Origin of the sequence: Pseudoglutamicibacter cumminsii (genome assembly GCF_003143995.1) — a bacterium.
Taxonomy (GTDB): Bacteria; Actinomycetota; Actinomycetes; order Actinomycetales; family Micrococcaceae; genus Pseudoglutamicibacter; species Pseudoglutamicibacter cumminsii_B.
This window is the reverse complement of record NZ_QFWG01000012.1, coordinates 40704-58274: the sequence shown is the minus strand read 5'-3', so window position 1 is coordinate 58274 and position 17571 is coordinate 40704. Positions and strand designations below refer to the sequence as shown.

Genomic DNA, 17571 nt, shown 5'->3' with positions numbered 1-17571 from the left:
CCCCTTAAGCCCTTAAGCCCCATAGGCGCTCCGGAGTTTAAACAGAACAGCTCCAGATCAGTGAATCCCTGATCTGGGGCTGTTATCTCGTTGCGGGGAGAGGATTTGAACCTCTGACCTCCGGGGTATTCGACCGTATAAGTCGTTACCCCTGACAACATCCGTCTTTTTCCCTGATTATAAGCGGAAATAGCGCCGTCTAGTGTACTGGAGTTGCGCTTACTGACGCGATGTATCCCGGAATAAATGGCCCCGTAAATGGCCCCTTGATTCTCATCTGCTGAGCGCTTCGACGAGGCCGGATGTGTCTCGTACGTCGGTGTACGCCGTACGGTTAACCTCGGCGTCGTGGCCGAAATACGCTGCTCGGGTCTCGGCAGGTACGCCCGCGTTCATCGCACGGGTGTTGAGCGTCGCCCTCCAGACGTGGGAGGAGACCTCGGTTAGCACCGGGATCGAGCACTCGCTCGCTACCTCACCGAGAAGCTTCTTGACGGCTTTCTGAGCGTTCGCTTGATCCCACGCACTGTCGGGCACTGCTGGGGCCGGGAAGACCAGCACACCCTCTTGACGGCGCTCCACGCGTTCCCTGAGCCTCTGAGCCACGCGAGCGTCAAGCACGGGCACCGTACGCCCCCGGTGGGTCTTGGAACGCTCAGCAGGTACCGTGACAGTGATCTGCTGCCCATCATCTTCGACTTCATCGAGGCGGAGACTAAGGGCTTCACCGATTCTGAAACCGGTTGTTGCCTGGAGGAGGGTCAACTCGACCGTCGTTCGGCGGTGTTCCACTCGGTCTGCCGTGGTGAAGCGCCCCCGCTTCGGGGCGGGTACGTCCTCAACGTCCAGCGAGAGGAGGTAGTCCAGCGCCCGCTCGTACTCGTCGGAGGTAAGGGCCTTGCCGCCCTGGGCCTTACCGGTCTTTTTAGCCGCACCGAGGTCGATCGACATGCCTGCGAGTGGGTTGGCGACGATCACCTCATCCCGGATGAGCTGTTGCAAGACCCACTTGCTCAACACGTTCCGCGCATTTCGTCCAGACTCCGCTCCCCGCTCCCGCGCGATGTCCTTGAGCACCGTTTCCAGTCGGCGGAACCTCGTCGCGTCGTGGATTGAGTATCCCCTGAACTCCTCTCTGAGGATGTTTAGCAGATGCTCATACTTGGCTTTCGAACGATCCCTGAGCGCGCTTGCCTGCACAGCGGGCATGCTGACCTGCTCGATGTACTGACTCATCTGTGAGGTGGGTTTCCAGGTTCCAGCTGAGCCTGCGGCCCTGAGCGCTTCTTCTGCTGCGGCTATAGCTTTTGTCCTCCACTCACCCACGGTCGGGGCGGTGACTTTGAGCCTGATGGTCTTCCCGTCCATGAGACGCAGTGAGAAGCGTCCGTGGTAACTGCCGTTCGACTGTCGTTCCGGCTTGATCTGCCCTGCCGTATGCTCGCCCGGTTTGAGCGCTACCCGTCCCATAAATGGCCCTTTCCGTCATAGGTTCAAGTCAAGGTTAGCAGAGCATATCAACCCCGGAGTTGCGTCGAGTTGACAGACGCGATAGGATTGGCGCACAAACTTATACAACAAGCGCCAAGGCTGAAGCGGGCCTCAGTTAAAGAATTCCAAGGCTGAGAAACTGCCGGTACAGAGAGCAAGCGACCGGACTCTGAGGATTTCGCCAAGCAGAAGCAGACGAACCAATATGGCGGGCGGGGGCCGTTAGACCGACATGGCGAGGTTCACCCAAGGGGTGAACTATGCCTACTCAGAAGGCGCTCGAAAACACAACTACTCTCTCTGTCGCAGCCAACGAAGCTGCAGTGATGCTGGGCGTGAGCCCGCGAACCCTCGCTAACTGGAGAACTCAAGGGATTGGCCCCGCTTTTGTTCGGGTTGGCCAGGTCCACAGCCGAACTCTCTACCGGCTCGATGACCTCCACGCGTGGCTCGACGCGAACCGCGTTGAAACCGCCGATTCAAAGGCGGTGGCGCGATGAAAACCCGGTTTTTCCCCGCTCAAGAGTTTTGTGCGATTTTCGCTCTAAATGACAACTTAACGCGTGCGCCGCAGGGGCTTGTCAACTGCGGCGCACTTCAAAAAACCGCGAGAACTCGCGGCATTCTGGGCCGTCAGGCCCCCCTCAGCCAGGTCATGAAACCGCGTGATTTCGGTGCGTCATTTAGTGCGTCATTTGTGTATCAGTTAGACGGTTTTCGTCTAAATGATCCCCTTCACGGGGGTGATCTGCGATGACGGCTCGCGTTAACAATCCCCTGCTGATTGCTTACACTCAGCAACTCAAGGCTGACTATTGGAGCTGGGCAACCGATCCGGGTTCGGCCGCGCTCCTCGATAGCAACGCTCAAGAGCTAGGCGCTCACCTAGTGCAGCGCCTAGAGGATATCGGGTGCAAAATCGAATCATCCTACGCGATCATCCACGACCAAGATATGAGAGAGGTCTGGGATGGGGCGTCGCGCGATTATGTACTGGAGCTCAAGCCAAGGCATGTTCATGGACTGGTGAAATTCGTTGACCGTAAGGGCTCAGCCAGCCTGGAGCAAATCGCAATGGCGCTCGGGGTGGAACCGCAGTACGTGGAAAAGGGGAAGTCTGGTCGATATGCCTTCGACAACATGTTGGCCTATCTCATCCACGCGAAATACCCTGCCAAGCATCAATACCAAGCCGAAGAAGTTGCCACGCTCTGCGGCCGCGATTATGTAGAGATCTTCGCAGAAAAGCAGGTCGCATGGCGTAAAGGCGCGGCGCAGGTAAAGAAGCTGGTAGCCAAGATGGAAGTGGAGTACCTCCGCGATCAGATTCTGACTGGCGAAATCTCTCACGAACAAGTAGTGCTCACCGACGAACTTTTCGAAGTGTACTCACGACATAAACGCTTGCTCGATGACGCTTTTGCCGCTTACGGTCAGCGGCGCGCATATAGAGCCGCTGCGAAGCTACGGAACGGAGATTTTCAAACCACCATTCTCTTTATTTATGGCCATGCGGGCACGGGCAAAACTGCCGTGGCGAATAAATTCATCGCTCAGGCGATTACGATGGCTCGCCACGGTGGGGAACGCTGGAGCGTATACCGCGCGGCGACAGCCAACCCGCTCGATAACTGGCAGGGTCAGGAGGTCATTCTCCTTGATGATTTGCGCGGCTCAGCGATGGAAGCCAACGATTGGCTTCTTTTGCTCGACCCGGTGAATGTATCGCCTGCGCGCGCTCGCTATGCCAACAAGGAGGAAGTGGCACCACGACTGATTATCCTGACCGCCACCATCCCACCCGAAGAGTACTTTTACTACACGCGGGCCAAAGGCTCGGTGGACGAAGCGCTCGATCAATTCATCCGCAGGCTATCCGCTCAGGTGCAGGTCCACCATGTCGATGGCGAGCGCCAGTACGAAGTTTCGACTATGGGTCGTCTCGATGACGCCCGCTCGATCACGTTGGGCACGGGTGAGTACCGGAAGACTCTCGATCTTTCTTTTGGTCAGCTCGAGACGGTGACGCATAGCGCAGAGGGCGCAGTTGGCGCGCTCATGGGCCACCTCGCAGATGCCTCAAAAGATGTAAATTTTTCCGACTCCCCTGACTGGGCATCGATGTGCTCGCTCACAGAGACAGAGCGCGATCAGCATCTCGCGTTAGAGGCAGAAAAGCAGAAAGAGCAGGCTGCTCTCCCTGCGCCACCAAGTGCAGAAGAGCTCGAGGCTGAAAGAGCGCGCCGTCAGGAGCGGGAGCAGGCTCGCGCGGCGGAGGCAGAGCGCCAGCGACTGGCAGAAGAGCAACGTCAGCAGGAAGAGGAAAAGGCTCGCGCTGATCGAGAAGCCGCACGTTTTATGCGTAGTGCAGAGCTAGCTCGCGAAGGCCAACTAGACCGGATCTCGATGTTAGAGGTCGTCAGTGTTTCCCCATCAGATGAAATCGTCGATGGGGGTACGGGTCGCGTCGTTACGGTTCCCCGCGCCGGGGGTTTCGTGGCGGTGCTACCGAATGAAGAAAAGAAGAAGTCCACGGTGAAATCACCGTGGAGCTTGTAACAAGAATGAAGGTGAAGACAATGACTAAAACCGCAGCCGAACTTCGGCAAGAACTGGACCGCAAGAACTCCGAAGCTCGTGACCTCCGGCGCAAGCTTAGGAAGGCGGAGAAGCAAGAAATGTTGTCCGCAAAAATCGCCCTCGGGGAGGCACTTTCTGCTCTTGTTTTTGCGGACACGACGGAGGCGCTGCAGGCTCTCGTTCAGACTCTGAACGAACCTGCAATCGCTGATGAAATGCGTCGAATTCTCGGTGTGAATAACACCGAGAGCGACGCCTCGGAGGAGTCGGATGCTGAGGCCCAGTGGGCCTCAGCTGAAGGCTACGACGGACCGGGCAGTAATAACGATGTACATCCATCGTTCTGACCGGTTGTGGGGCTGTGGAAAGAACCGAGCAAGCGCAGGTTCGACCTCAGCCCCCGGCCCTCCGCAGGAGCCCCGTGACACTGGAGCGAAGCGGAAGTGTCTTTACGGGGTTAAAGACACTATGTCTTGCCGGGTAGCGAAGCGAGGGAACCGGGAAGACAGAGGGTCGTTCGCCGGGGCGATGGGGTGGGCAGCGAAGCAGGGTCCCAGCTCATTGTCCCGGCGATGCAGTGGGGCTGCGAGAAGGGGCAGCGAACGCAGTGAGCAGGGGCCCCGGTTGCATCCCTACTGCGCCAACGAACGAGAGAACAAAGTGGACGAGTGAGGAGGAGATGATGAGCAGCCAAGTGGGACGAACAGGGTTCCATGTAACGCACACAAAGGCGGTCGGAGAGCGCGGCGCGATCCTCGATGAAATGATGCGCGAGCTGAGCGAAGAATCTATCGCTCGATGGGCCGCGCGTAACCCAAATATTGTCGTGGAAGATGAGCACCTAAACATCGCCCTAGTGAATGACGGTCAGGGTGATTTAGTTCCGTGTGAAGACCCGAAAGAGGTCATCGCCTACGGAGAGCAACGGCTCGAAAAACTATCCACGCCAGTAAAGGAACCGAAACATGATCCAGCGACAGGAAAGGAGGTCGGTGGTACCTGGACGAGCTCTATGTTTGCTCTCCACCTGCCGAAGAATTTGTGTCGTGAAGTCAAAGATTTTTACCCTGTTCTCGATGACGAGGGCAATGAAGTTGGGCGACGCTCGCGCTGGGTTGCACGCGACCACGATGAGGCGATGCGTTATTTCGAGGACGCAGTGGAGTACCTGGCGAAGGCGGTGATTCCTGGCGGGTGGGATGCGATCCTCGGAGCCGATGTTCAGTTCTCAGAATCTACTCCGCACATCCAGCTACTCGCTGATCCGTTTGCACCTGATCCGAAGCGCCCGGGACAGCTACGTACTGAGTTCTCCCGAGCCTATGGTTCGCATCGTGATGTACGTGATGACAAGGGTCGACAGATGAGCGGCCAGGCCAAGTTCCGCAGGTATCACGACGGTCTCAAAGAGTGGATGATCGAGCGCGGCTGGGAAATTGAGCGTGAGGTCGATCCACTCAGACACGAGACCGGGCACTCGAAGTCTGTGTATGCCGAGATGCAGGACGCGAAACGCGCGCTTCAGCAGCGTCACCGTGACTTCGACAATGACATCTCAAAGCATCGAGGTGAGCTAGCCGAGATGCGCGAAGAAATCGCTGCTGAGCGTGAGAGTCTCGACGATGACATGGTGCGCGTCAATCTCGCTCGCAAGCAGGTCAAAAGAGAACGGGAAACAGCACGGGAGGAAGGTCGCCGTGAGGGCTACGCTGAGGGGCTTCAGGAGGGTCGCGCTCAGGGCATCGCTGAGGCTGAACGCCTCCAGAGGGTGGCGCGAGAACAGCTGGTTCTCGCAGAGGAGCTCTACAACAAGGCCTTGACTGCACCCTCGATCTCCGACGAGCAAGCGAGAGGCTTCGCAACGTTGGGCGCGGGGTATCTTGCGAAGCATCTCGGCCCACACGTGGACGACGCAACTCAGAAAAAGGTCGAGCGCGTGAAGGCTGGTGTCGAGCGGATGTTTGCGCGCTCCTCTGAGATGCTGGCCGAGCAAGTTCGCGAAGTCGAGCGTGTTCACGGGAACCGGCTCGTGAGAGACCGCGCGCGTGTCATGGAGGCGAGCGAGGCTCTGCAGCGTGAGGACGATGGGATGAGCCTGTAAGAAGAATAACTGGCCCTTTTTCTGGCCCCTGGGGCCATTTTGGGCAAAACAAAACCCGGTATCTCAGCGATTTTTCGTTGAGATACCGGGTTTTTCTCGTTGCGGGGATAGGATTTGAACCTATGACCTCCGGGTTATGAGCCCGGCGAGCTACCGAACTGCTCCACCCCGCGGCGTGCTTTCCACTATAGGACAGCCCAACAACAGGAAGCAAATCGAAGGTGAACAATTCAAGCGTGCGTTTCGTCACTCTGCCGATACCAAAACATGCCCGCTAGCAAACTAAGCAAACCGCGTTAACTGGCTGTGGGTGGGAACTCAACCCGAGTTCCCACCCACACGCATCAGATCAACGATGCTGCCGCATCGGACGCTGAACCGCCGGCTTACTCATCAGCTGGCTGCTGATCTGCCTGCTCGTCATCGGCGGCGCCATCAGCTGCATCGTTCGCAGTGCCGTTCAACTCCTCATCAGCCGCAGTCGCGTCCTCCAACGCCTTCTGCAACTCCTGCTGAGCCTTACCGTACGCCGCGAAGTCCTGCTTACCGAGCGCTTCCTCGCCATCCTTGATGGCCTGGTTCGCACGGTTCAAAGCATCCGTAAGTCGCGCGTTCGCGTCCAGCGGAGCGGAATCGCCGCCCTTGCCGTCCTTCGAGCCGCCACCCTTGATAGGACCAGACTCACCGGTCTGAGCGCCAGAGTCGCCGCCGAAGACCTGATCAAGAGCCTCCGACAACGAATCCGCGTAGCCCACCGAGTTTCCATACGAAACCAGGACCTTACGCAGCGACGGATACGACGTCTCACCCGTCGACTGAACATACACAGGCTGGACGTAGAGAATACCGCCACCCACAGGCAGGGAGAGCAAGTTACCCTTGATGACCTTCGTGGAACCGCCCGCGCCCGAAAGCAAGTTCAGATCCTTCGAAATCAACGGGTTCGAGTTGAAGTTCTGCTGAGCCTGACCAGGGCCAGGAACAGTCGTCTGCGTAGGCAACTTCAACAACGTGATCTTGCCGTAATCCTCACTGATCTTGCCCGGCTCGGAGCCGGCATCACCGTTCGCCGCGATGAAGCCATACATCACGTTACGTTGGTTCCGCGAACCCGCCGACTGCTCCGGAATGAAGCTCGACGTCAACGAGAACGACTCCTTATCCTCACCCGGCAGACGAAGCGACATGTAGTACGGCGGCTGCTTAGGCGGGTTCTCCGCGCCAGCGGTCGGATCGTTCGGGACCTGCCAGGCGTCGTTACCCTCGTAGAAGTCATCAGCCTTCTCGACGTGGTACTTACCGAGCAGCTCACGCTGAACCTTGAACATGTCCTCCGGATAACGCACGTGCTCCATGAGCTTCGGCGACATCTCGCTCATCGGCTTGATCGCGTTCGGGAACACACCAGACCACGCCTTCAACAGAGGCTCGTCCGGCTCCCATGCATACAAATCAACCGAACCGTCATACGCATCGACAGTCGCCTTGACCGAGTTACGGATGTAGTTCACGTTGTCAGCAAACTGATCCGCGCCAGCACCTTGGGCGCGAGTGAGCGTGTCACGAACCGCATCGCCCAGCTGCTGCGAGGTCGAGTACGGGTAGTTATTCGTGGTCGTGTACGCATCCACAATCCACTTCACGCGGCCATCAATGATCGCCGGGTACGCCGCCGTATCAACCGTGAGGAACGGAGCAACCTTCTTCACGCGATCCTGCGGGTGACGGTCATACAGAATCTGCGATTCCGCGTTCACATCGCCCGAAAGCAGAATGTCCATCGAACCGAACTTGATCGCATACGACAACTTGTTCAAGAACGAACCAACGTTCGGACCACCATCACCCGAGAACGTATTACGGCGCTCGCCCTTGCCGTCCGAACCTGCCGGACGGTCCAGCTCACGCGGCTCCCATCCCTCAGGGCCGCCCACAATCGAATACTGGGGCGAAGACTTGCCGAAGTAAATACGCGGCTCGTACGTGGAATCGTCACCCAAGACACCCTGCGACGGGATGTTCTCCAACATGAACTGCGGGTCACCCGTCTGGGAAACCTTGTTACCGTACGCCGCAACAACGCCATAACCATGCGTATACGTGATGTGCTGGTTGACCCACGAGTTCGTCACCGTCTGCGAATTCACAGCCAACTCGCGCGCCGCGATCACAGTGTCCTGAGACTTACCGTCCAACGTGTAACGGTCCACCGCCAACGTGTCCGGGAACGTGTAGTAGCCACGCTGCTGCTGCAGCTGCGCAAACGTCGGCGAAACAATAGTCGGATCCAATAAACGAATGTTCGTGGTCGTCGCCGCATCACGCGTCAACGCGTTCTTCTCAGGCTGAGTCTTCGCGTCGTAATTCTGAAGCTTCACATCTTCCAAGCCATAGGCCGCACGCGTCGCATCAATGTTGCGCTGAATGTAAGGACGCTCCATCGACTTCTGCGAAGGCTTGACCTTGAACTGCTCCAGCGCGGCAGGGAAAGCGAAACCAGCCACAAGCGCCACGACAGCCAACATCGCGGTAGCGATCAACGGCAGACGCCACTTGCCACGCACACCCGCGACCACAAACAACACAGCAGCGATCAACGCGGCACCAGCAAGGATGAACTTGGTAGGAATCACCGCATGAACATCCGAATACAAAGCACCCGGGACACGGCCCAACTGGTTCAAAACCGTGCTGTAAGACTCAAGCCAAAAACGCAGACCAAACGCCAACAGAACCAGCGCGCCAGAAATACCCAGCTGCAAGCCCGCCGAACGGGTCACCGAAACCTTGCCCGAATCAGAGAACGCAACCCCACCCGTGAGATAGTGCGCCACCACACCAGCGATACCGCTCACCAGCGTCACCGAAATCAGGAACGCAACCACCATCTCAAAGAACGGCAACGACATCACAAAGAACGAGATGTCCAAACCGAACTCTGGATCCTTCGTACCGAAAGGCTTCCTATGCAACCACAACTGCACAACCTGCCAGCCCGAAGTCAGCGTGACACCCGAGAAAATACCCAACAGGACAGGCACCACAATCAGACCCAGGCGACGGAACATCGGAGTCTCCTCCAACATCCGCATCGTCTGCCCGGCAGCCGAGCTTGGACGCTTAGGACGCTTACGCCACGCATTATTCAGCTGAAGCCAAACAGCCCCGCCCATAACCACCGCACCGATCGCGAACAAAGCGACCTGCGTCAGAGTCTTCGTCCAGAAAACGCTACCGAAACCGAGCTGATCAAACCACAGCACGTCGGTGTAAAAATGCGCGAAAAGAATAAACAACCCTACGAGCGCCGCAACAATAATCAGCGCGGGTAGCAACGCAGGGATCTTAGGGCTCTCACTCCGATTCTGTGAACCGGAACTATTCTTGTCACCCCCGCCAGAATCGCGGGACGGGAAAGGGAACGCGGGGCCTGAGGTCACGACAATCCTTCAATCGAATACGAACAGCACATCAGATGCCCAAGCCATGCTCGGGATCAGACACATATGTTCCTATTCTGCCAAACGGCTCACACCATACACACACCGGACGTTGAGGCTGTGCCCACACGACGTGGCCCGGCTCTACCGAGGAGACATACGAGCTAGGCTCCACGCCGCGACATCTAGATGCCGCGCTGTTCGTTTAAATACCGCACAGTGGTGCGTCAGGTTCCTTGTCTTGCTCGAGCGCTTCGAGGATCTTCACCGCATCATCCAGGGTCTTCATCGAATACGCCTTGATTCCATCCGGAACCCGACCCTTGAGTTGCGCGCAGTTCTGCTCCGGAGTCAGGAACACCTCAGCGCCAGCCTTCCGCGCGCCAACGATCTTCTGGGCAACACCAGCGATCGGGCCGACCTTGCCGTCCACATCGATCGTGCCCGTGCCAGCCACCTGCGTATCCCCCGCCAACGAACCCGGGGTGAGCTTATCGATCAAACCCAACGCCATCATCGTGCCCGCAGACGCGCCACCGATGTTCTCAATCGCATACGAAACCTTGAACGGGAACCGCGGATGCTCAGCGATATAAACACCCAAAGACGGCTTACCCGAAGCAGGCGAAACCCTCGTGGCGGCCGTGACTTTCATCTGCTTGCCATCGCGTACGATGCCCAGCTCAACCGAGCCGCCGTCATCTCCCGCCTTGGAGGCCTGGACCGCTTTCTGGACCTCAGTCACGCTCGAAACGCGCTGACCATCCACGGTGACCACCGCATCGTTGGCTTGCAGCACTCCATTGTTAAAGGACTCCGCGAAATCAACGATGCGCGTCTCCATCGAAAAATCGATCCCTAGGTGCTTGACCGCGGCCACTTCAGCGGTCACCTGGGAACTCGTCATCTGAAGATTGCTCTCACGGCTACGTTGCTCAACCGTGACACCCAGCGGGTAATAAAACTCCTGCGGCTGCATGTCCGCAACCGGATCCACCCAGGCGAGCAGCGCCTCAAGGCCCGTAGGCTGACGGCCCGGCCCACCAATAACTGACACGGTCGTCAACGCGAGCGAAGAATCCGTCTCATACGTCTTGCGGCCCTCGACCGAAATGATGTCCTTGCCATCGAGCGCGCCCACCGTGTCTACTGCCGGCCCCGGCTTCTCAATCATGTACGCGGTAGGCAACGAAAACGGAAGCACCAACAAAACCATCGCCGCCATACCCGACAACCACTGGACGCCCGCGCCATACCGTTGCCGGCCGTCGCGGCGCTGCCGCCGCTGCCGACGTTGCCGACGCGTCGTGGCTTGCGGTTCCCCTTGGTCGCCGCTCAACGACCGTCCCTCCGGGCCCTCCGCGTGCGGGACTTCAGACATGCCAGTGCTCATACAGAAAAGACTACACAGCCCGCCTTCATGCCTGCCGTTCGCCGGAACCAAACGGGCTCTGTGCCAGAAGCGAAACGACCCCACGCTCCCCCGCCCGGCCAGGTACCGTAAGAGTATGGCTGACGATCCACGCTCACACGACGACGACCGCGACAACCACGACAACGCCGAGAACAACGGCGCTGACAATGGTGCAGGAAACGGCGCCGGCAACGGTGGCGCTGACAACGGTAACGGCCCGAGCGACCCGCTAAGTCAGATGTTCAACCAGCTTTTCGGTGGCGCTGGCCCGCAGGGTTTCTCAATGCATATGGGCCCAGGCATGGGTGCTGGCATGGGTTCCGGCGACGACGATGACGATCACCGTCAGCAACCGGACTTCAACGCGATCTTTGGCCAGCTGCAGCACTTGTTTGGGGCGCTGGCTCAGGGCGGCTCTGGGGGCCCCGTGAACTGGAGCATCGCGACCGAGTCGGCTCAGCAGGTTCTGGGCAGCGATGACCCGAAGGTCACCGGAGAGGAACGCCACGACGTCGAAGAAGCCGCACACTTGGCTGACCTGTGGCTCAACGAAGTCACCTCATTCGAGTCGCCTGCCGAGCAGCCGCAGGTTCTGAGCCGTGGCGAATGGATCAAGAAGACGCTCCCGGGCTGGCAGCGCCTCACCGAACCTGTGGCTCACCGTGCTTCTGAAGCCGTGAGCCAGTCACTCAACGACCAGATGCCGGAGGAAGCTCGCGCACTGCTGGGGCAGGCGGGTTCATTCCTGACGTCGATGGGTTCCACGATGTTCGGTGCGCAGCTCGGCCAAGCTGTAGGCACGATGGCGTCGGAGGCTATCGGTGGAACCGACGTTGGCCTTCCGATGGCGGGCCGCGGTTTCACTTTGGTTCCCGCGAACGCGAAGGCTTTCGGCGAGGGCCTGGCGCAGCCATATCTTGAAGTCCTGCTGTATCTTGCGTTGCGTGAAGCGGCGACCGTGCGCCTGTTCAACTCGGTTGAGTGGCTCGAAGACCACGTGGTGGGGCTCGTGAAGGACTTCGCTGAGGGCATCAGCATGAACACTTCGGCGATCCACGAGCAGCTGGACGGGATCGATCCGTTCGATCCGTCCTCGTTCCAGGAGGTTTTGAGCTCCGGGATGTTGGAGCCAACCAAGACTCCTCAGCAAGAAGCGGCGCTCGCGCGGCTCGAGACCACGCTCGCTCTGATTGAAGGCTGGGTTGATGCTGTGGTGACGAAGGCTGCTCAGCGTTTGCCGTCAGCGCCGGCATTGCGTGAAATGATCCGCCGACGCCGCGCAACCGGTGGCCCTAAGGAACTCGCTTTCGCGGGGCTGGTTGGTTTGGAGTTGCGCCCGCGTCGCGCCCGTGATGCATCCGCTGTGTGGGAGTTCATCACGCAGGAGCGCGGCGACCAGGCTCGCGACGAAGCGTGGGCTGACCTCGCGAACCTCCCGACAGCCGAAGATCTCGATGACCCAACCGGCTACTTCGAGCGCCGCGCGCTACTCGACGCGTCCGACGAAGACTTCGAAGCCGCGATGAACGCGTGGCTTGACGGCGGCGGGTCTAGCAGCGGCGGCAGCGATACCGACGGCGACGGACCGAGCGGCGACGAGCCAAACAGCAACGGACCGAGCGGCGACGCATCCGATAAGTAGGGCTTAAACCTGTTCCCCGCCGGGTTCATCTCCGGCGGGTTCATCCCCGTTGGGATCCACCCCGCCGGCTTCGTCCCCGCCAAGCCGGCGGGCCCACACAACACCGTCAAGAAACGCTTTAGCCTCCGCTGCACGCGGAATCTTGCTCTCGAGCGCCTTGAACCGTTTGCCGTGCCCATCTTTGGGCACAATCAGGTGCGCCATTTCGTGCCCAATGACGTAATCGATGACCCACTGCGGCATCTGCTCAAGCAGATGTGAAATTCGCACCGCGCCGGTAGACAACGTCGCCGATCCCCACCGCATCCGTTGATTCGTAACCCAGCGAATCGAGCTCGGGACGCCCCGGCCATCGAACACCTCGTGAGAGATCTCTTCAGCGCGCCGCATCAGCGCCTCATCCGAGCGAGCCGCCGAAGGCTTGCTTCCAAGCCGCTTGCGCATCTTGCGCGCCCACGATTCAACTTGCTTATCACTCAGCGTTGCCGGAACCGCAAGGCACATAACGCCGCCTTCCCACCGCGCACTCACGGTTTTCCAGCGCCGCGACGAGCGGCGCACCAGAACAGGCTGGTCGTCTACGGTGATGCGTTGCTCGCTTTTCACAATGCAACTCCAATGGTCGACGGGGGTTCTCATCCCATTGTTGTCGATGCGCCGCACACGTGCGCTGTGGACATCCGAAATTGTGGATAACAAAGCAGTGACCGCGCTGAAAATGCCACGATAACCACACGACACCTCACTGCAAGAACCCCACATAAGCGGAGGACACATGACCGCGCTACCAGTCGCTGAAACACACGAAGAACAACACGTACTCGCCCCCGGAGCCCGAGTATTCGCATACCCCGACGGCCGCGTCACTTTTGGCGACGGCTGCCACGCAACCCACATCACCGGTGTGCGGCCCGAAGACCTCGCATGGCTCAAACAGCTCCTCACAACGCTCCCCGAGCGTCCCTATGCGCAACTATCTTCGCCAGATGCAGCGACAGCGCAACGGCGCCGCGGAATCCTCACCGACATCGAACACCTCATCCAAACCGATACGAGTGAGCTACCTGTACCAGGGCTGCTCGGTGAACGGATCGCCAACGACGCCCGCTACCACCGCGCCCCGCACCTACCTGACGCGGAGCGGACAGAAAAACCCGGCGCCTATTCGCGTCACCACCGCAGCGTATGGATCGACGGGCTGGACCGGTGCGGAATGAACATCGCGTTCGGGCTCGCCGCCGCTGGGATCGGCCGGATCCTCAGTGGAGACACCCAACGCGTACAGCCCTGGGACCTAGGAACCACACCCCTACGGATCACCGAACTAGGGCTCAACCGCACCACCGCGTTGCAACGGCACATCGAACGCATCCACCCCCACACCGCCGTGATCGGAGCGCTCGAACTCAGTCATGTGACACACTGCCTCGACGCCGTGATTTACGTACGCAACGACGGCCTCAGCCCGGACGAGCTCAGCCAGTTATCGGCCTTCGATGTACCGGTGCTCCCCGTCATCCTCGCCCACGACCACGCACGCATCGGTCCATTCATCCAAAGCCCCGGCATCGACGAACGCTCGCCGCTGACCTGCGGCGAATGCGTCACCACCACGTGGCCACTGCGAGAAGATCGCACCGAACTCAGCAGTCCGCACCTCAGCGCACCAGAAACCGCTCAAGCGTGCGTTGCGGCGGCCATCGCCGTCCAACACGCGCTCCACATCATCGACCGGCGTACACCGCCACCCAGCGCCGACCACAGCATCAGTATCGACACCGAAACCTCAGCCGTGACCTACCAGCCAGCGACGTGCCATTGCGAGGATCAACGGAGCAGTCAGCGGAACTGAGACAAAACCGACAGAATGTCCTCACCGTGACGGCGCATCTTCGCAGCCCCAATACCCGGCACCTTCAACAAATCCTCCGGCCCCGCAGGCATCGACTCGGCGAGCGCAAGCAACGTCGCATCCGTCAACACCACGAACGCCGGCATGCCGATCTCCCGCGCCGTCTCCGTGCGCCACTCACGCAGGGACTCATACAGGCTCTGATCGATCTCTGGGGCGCAGTCATCACACCGACGGAGCTTGCGTTCCGTCGCGGTGGTCAGCAAACCATCGCACTCCCGGCACCGCATGACGCTCACCGGCCTGCGCGGAGCCTGCCGCGACACCGCTTCGGAAGCCGCGGCACCGTGCGAGGACGGAGCGATCCCATCCAAAAATCGTGTACGCCGGCGGCGCCCGCGCCCACCAGCCGTACGGGATAGCGCCCACGAAACAATCAGCCGACGCTGAGCGCGCGTAACGCCCACATACATCAAGCGGCGTTCCTCATCCACGCCGGCCTGGTCCTCGGCGAACGAAATCGGCATGAGCCCTTCAGTCATCCCCGCAAGGAACACCGTGTCCCATTCAAGACCCTTCGAAGAGTGCAAAGAAGCGAGGGTAACGCCCTCAAGCTGCGGAACATGCGCGGTCTGAGCGCGCTCCATCAACTCATCCGCGAACTGCTTCATAGTGATCCGCTCGCCCTCGCCCAACGCGGCGTCCATACCGTCCGCCAACGAAACCAGAGCCGACAACGACTCCCACCGGTCACGCACCGCACCCGTAGCCTGCGGGGCTTTCGCCGTCCATCCCAGCGAGCTCAGAACATCCCGCACCAGCCCCGGCGCCGGATCCTTCGGGGACTGACGCGCCGCCGTACGGATCTGTGCCATCGCCTGCAAGACCTCAGAACGCTTGAAGAAACGCTCCGCACCCCGCAACTGGAAACTAATCCCGCGGGCATTCAGCGCACGTTCGAACGCTTCAGACTGCCCGTTCGTGCGGAACAAAACCGCGATGTCCTTCAGAGCGACCCCATCGGCCTCATGCAACTGGCTGATGCGCTCCGCAATGAACTCAGCTTCCGCATCGTCATCCGCGGCCTCATGGAACTCAGGCTTAGGGCCGGCATCCCGCTGAGCAATCAACTCCAACGGCTCCGGCCACACCGCCCCACGCTGCCCCAAGCCACGCTCAACCCTCCGGTTCGCAAGCAAACGGTTCGCAACCGAAACCACCTGCGGAGTCGAACGATAATCCCGCACCAAACGGACCTCGCGAGCCTCCGGGTACTTCTGCCGGAACTCCAACAAAAACCGCGGCGTAGCGCCCGTAAAAGAATAAATAGTCTGCGAAGGGTCCCCAACAACACACACATCAGCGCGGGAACCCAACCACGCATCCAAAAGCCGCTGCTGAAGCGGCGAAACATCCTGATACTCATCCACCGTGAAATGGCGGTACTGGCTCCGGACCTGCGCCGCGATCCGCTCGTCATCTTCAAGAATGCCCACCGTCAACAGCAGAACATCCTCGAAGTCGATCATCCCGCGGTCAGTCTTGCCCTCCTCATACAGCGCATACAAGCGAGCCAAAGCCTGATGATCGAGGCTCGCAACCGGCGGGCGATTCAAGGCCGGCGACGCATACGCTTCCGGCGTCAACATCGAAACCTTCGCCCACTCAATTTCACCCGCGATGTCCCGCACGGCGGCGCGATCCGCCGAAATCCGCAGACGCCGAGCCGCCTCCATCACCAGCGGAGCCTTATGATCCACCAACGCCGGAGGCTGCCCACCCACAGCCTGCGGCCAGAAATACTGCAACTGCCGCAACGCAGCCGCGTGGAACGTATGCGCCTGCACCCCGTGGGCACCCAAAGCACGCAAACGCGCACGCATCTCCGCCGCAGCACGCGCCGTGAACGTCACCGCCATGACCTGATTCGGAACATACGCACCCGACGCCACCCCATACGCAATCCGGTGCGTAATAGCGCGAGTCTTACCCGTCCCCGCGCCAGCGATCACCGCCATCGGCCCATGGACATTCGAAGCAACCTCGTGTTGCTCCGCATCCAGGCCAGCCAAAATCTCCTCAGGGCTCGGATTACGCACGCCCAACAGCCTCCCTCACAGGCAACGCTCCACCAAACCAATCAGCCAGCAACGCATACGAAATCGAGGACGGACCCGGCAAACGCACCGAGCCATCAGCCACCGCGGCACGCAACTCATCTCGGCTCAACCAGCGCGCCTCATCAATCTCATCGGGCTGAGTCACCACGGCAGTCGAAGCGGCTTTCGCCGTGAAACCCACCATCAGCGAACGAGGAAACGGCCACGGCTGGGAACCCATATACGTGATGTCCGTGAGATCCAGGCCGACCTCTTCACGCATCTCACGCCGCACGGCGCCCTCAAACGACTCCCCCGGTTCAACGAAACCCGCGAAAATCGAGTAACGGCCAGGCTCCCACGCCGCGTTATGCCCCACCAGAACGCGGTCTGCCTCATCCGTGATCCGCACAATTACGGCAGGATCAAGCCTCAGGAACTCCTCATGGCCTTCGTTGCACACTCGCACCCAACCAGCATCGATCGGACGCATCCACTGCCCGCACCGCGCACAAAAAACATTCGCAGCGTTCCAAGCCGTGATCGCCACAGAGGTAGCCGCCAACGCAGCATCTTGCGCCGACATACCCGCCGCAACCTGACGGACATCAGCCCACGCCACACCGTCACGCAGCGCGGCTTCGACGCCGGCCGAAGCCGGCACCGCAACCCACGTTTCGCCATCGACACGACCAAGCCACACGGCATCCGGCCACGCAACAACCGCATCGTCAGCAGGGAGATCACCCACCGTCAGCGGTGCGAGTTCATGCCCTTCGACCAGCACCGAACTGCGGTCAACCACCACAACCCGGGTTGCAGAGTCACTCAAAGCAGATTCAAGCCACGCTTGATCGCGACGGTCCATACCACCGCGATCCCACCCGAAGCCCGAGAACGGAACCGACGCAAAAGACATACAACTACCGTAACCGGTGCACGCCGCGCATCC

The 17571-nt window shown here is 59.9% G+C and carries 12 protein-coding genes and 1 tRNA gene; 6 read left to right on the top strand and 7 right to left on the bottom strand.

Features of this window, described 5'->3' with window-relative positions:
• Positions 1-273 precede the first annotated feature (273 nt).
• Complete coding sequence (locus CAY35_RS08505; RefSeq protein ID WP_181377541.1) at positions 274-1368, bottom strand: tyrosine-type recombinase/integrase; 1095 nt, start codon at positions 1366-1368, stop codon at positions 274-276.
• A gap of 383 nt (positions 1369-1751) precedes the next feature.
• Between CAY35_RS08505 and CAY35_RS08500 the strand changes: the two genes are divergently transcribed.
• The 4 genes from CAY35_RS08500 to CAY35_RS09640 all read left to right on the top strand — a co-directional run bounded on the left by CAY35_RS08500 (position 1752) and on the right by CAY35_RS09640 (position 6172).
• Positions 1752-1991 carry a helix-turn-helix transcriptional regulator gene (locus CAY35_RS08500; protein ID WP_258265715.1) on the top strand — a complete coding sequence of 80 codons (240 nt, stop codon included), beginning with the start codon at positions 1752-1754 and terminating at the stop codon, positions 1989-1991.
• A 253-nt stretch (positions 1992-2244) separates the two neighbouring features.
• A complete protein-coding gene (locus tag CAY35_RS08495) occupies positions 2245-4050 on the top strand; it encodes a Rep family protein (protein WP_109304186.1) in 1806 nt (601 codons plus the stop codon).
• 20 nt (positions 4051-4070) lie between these two features.
• A complete protein-coding gene (locus CAY35_RS08490) occupies positions 4071-4418 on the top strand; it encodes a hypothetical protein (protein ID WP_109304185.1) in 348 nt (115 codons plus the stop codon).
• Between the two features lie 665 nt (positions 4419-5083).
• Positions 5084-6172: a hypothetical protein gene (locus tag CAY35_RS09640; protein ID WP_181377540.1), complete on the top strand. Its 1089-nt coding sequence runs from the start codon at positions 5084-5086 to the stop codon at positions 6170-6172.
• Between the two features lie 99 nt (positions 6173-6271).
• Here the strand turns inward: CAY35_RS09640 and CAY35_RS08480 are convergent.
• The 3 genes from CAY35_RS08480 to CAY35_RS08470 form a co-directional block, all read right to left on the bottom strand.
• Positions 6272-6345 (bottom strand) — tRNA-Met (locus CAY35_RS08480).
• 213 nt (positions 6346-6558) lie between these two features.
• On the bottom strand, positions 6559-9612 hold the full coding sequence (locus CAY35_RS08475) for a UPF0182 family membrane protein (RefSeq protein ID WP_258265714.1): 3054 nt from the start codon (positions 9610-9612) through the stop codon (positions 6559-6561).
• Between the two features lie 205 nt (positions 9613-9817).
• On the bottom strand, positions 9818-11005 hold the full coding sequence (locus CAY35_RS08470; protein WP_146191959.1) for a YlbL family protein: 1188 nt from the start codon (positions 11003-11005) through the stop codon (positions 9818-9820).
• A gap of 115 nt (positions 11006-11120) precedes the next feature.
• Here CAY35_RS08470 and CAY35_RS08465 point away from each other — a divergent pair, with 115 nt between their 5' ends.
• The gene (locus CAY35_RS08465) at positions 11121-12668 is read left to right on the top strand and encodes a zinc-dependent metalloprotease (RefSeq protein WP_181377539.1); all 1548 of its coding nucleotides are present in this window, start codon (positions 11121-11123) and stop codon (positions 12666-12668) included.
• 3 nt (positions 12669-12671) lie between these two features.
• Here the strand turns inward: CAY35_RS08465 and CAY35_RS09635 are convergent, their stop codons facing one another.
• Positions 12672-13274 (bottom strand): M48 metallopeptidase family protein, encoded by a 603-nt coding sequence (locus CAY35_RS09635; protein WP_181377538.1) that lies wholly within the window; start codon positions 13272-13274, stop codon positions 12672-12674.
• A gap of 169 nt (positions 13275-13443) precedes the next feature.
• On the opposite strand from CAY35_RS09635, the gene CAY35_RS08455 reads away from it, so the two are divergent.
• Complete coding sequence (locus CAY35_RS08455) at positions 13444-14520, top strand: hypothetical protein (protein ID WP_181377537.1); 1077 nt, start codon at positions 13444-13446, stop codon at positions 14518-14520.
• On the opposite strand, the gene CAY35_RS08450 is transcribed toward CAY35_RS08455, so the two are convergent.
• Positions 14508-16619, bottom strand: coding sequence for an ATP-dependent DNA helicase UvrD2 (locus CAY35_RS08450; RefSeq protein ID WP_258265713.1), 2112 nt, complete (start codon positions 16617-16619; stop codon positions 14508-14510). The genes CAY35_RS08455 and CAY35_RS08450 overlap by 13 nt on opposite strands.
• The gene (gene nudC, locus CAY35_RS08445; protein ID WP_181377536.1) at positions 16612-17538 is read right to left on the bottom strand and encodes an NAD(+) diphosphatase; all 927 of its coding nucleotides are present in this window, start codon (positions 17536-17538) and stop codon (positions 16612-16614) included. Before nudC ends, CAY35_RS08450 begins: the two co-directional genes overlap by 8 nt.
• Positions 17539-17571 lie beyond the last annotated feature (33 nt).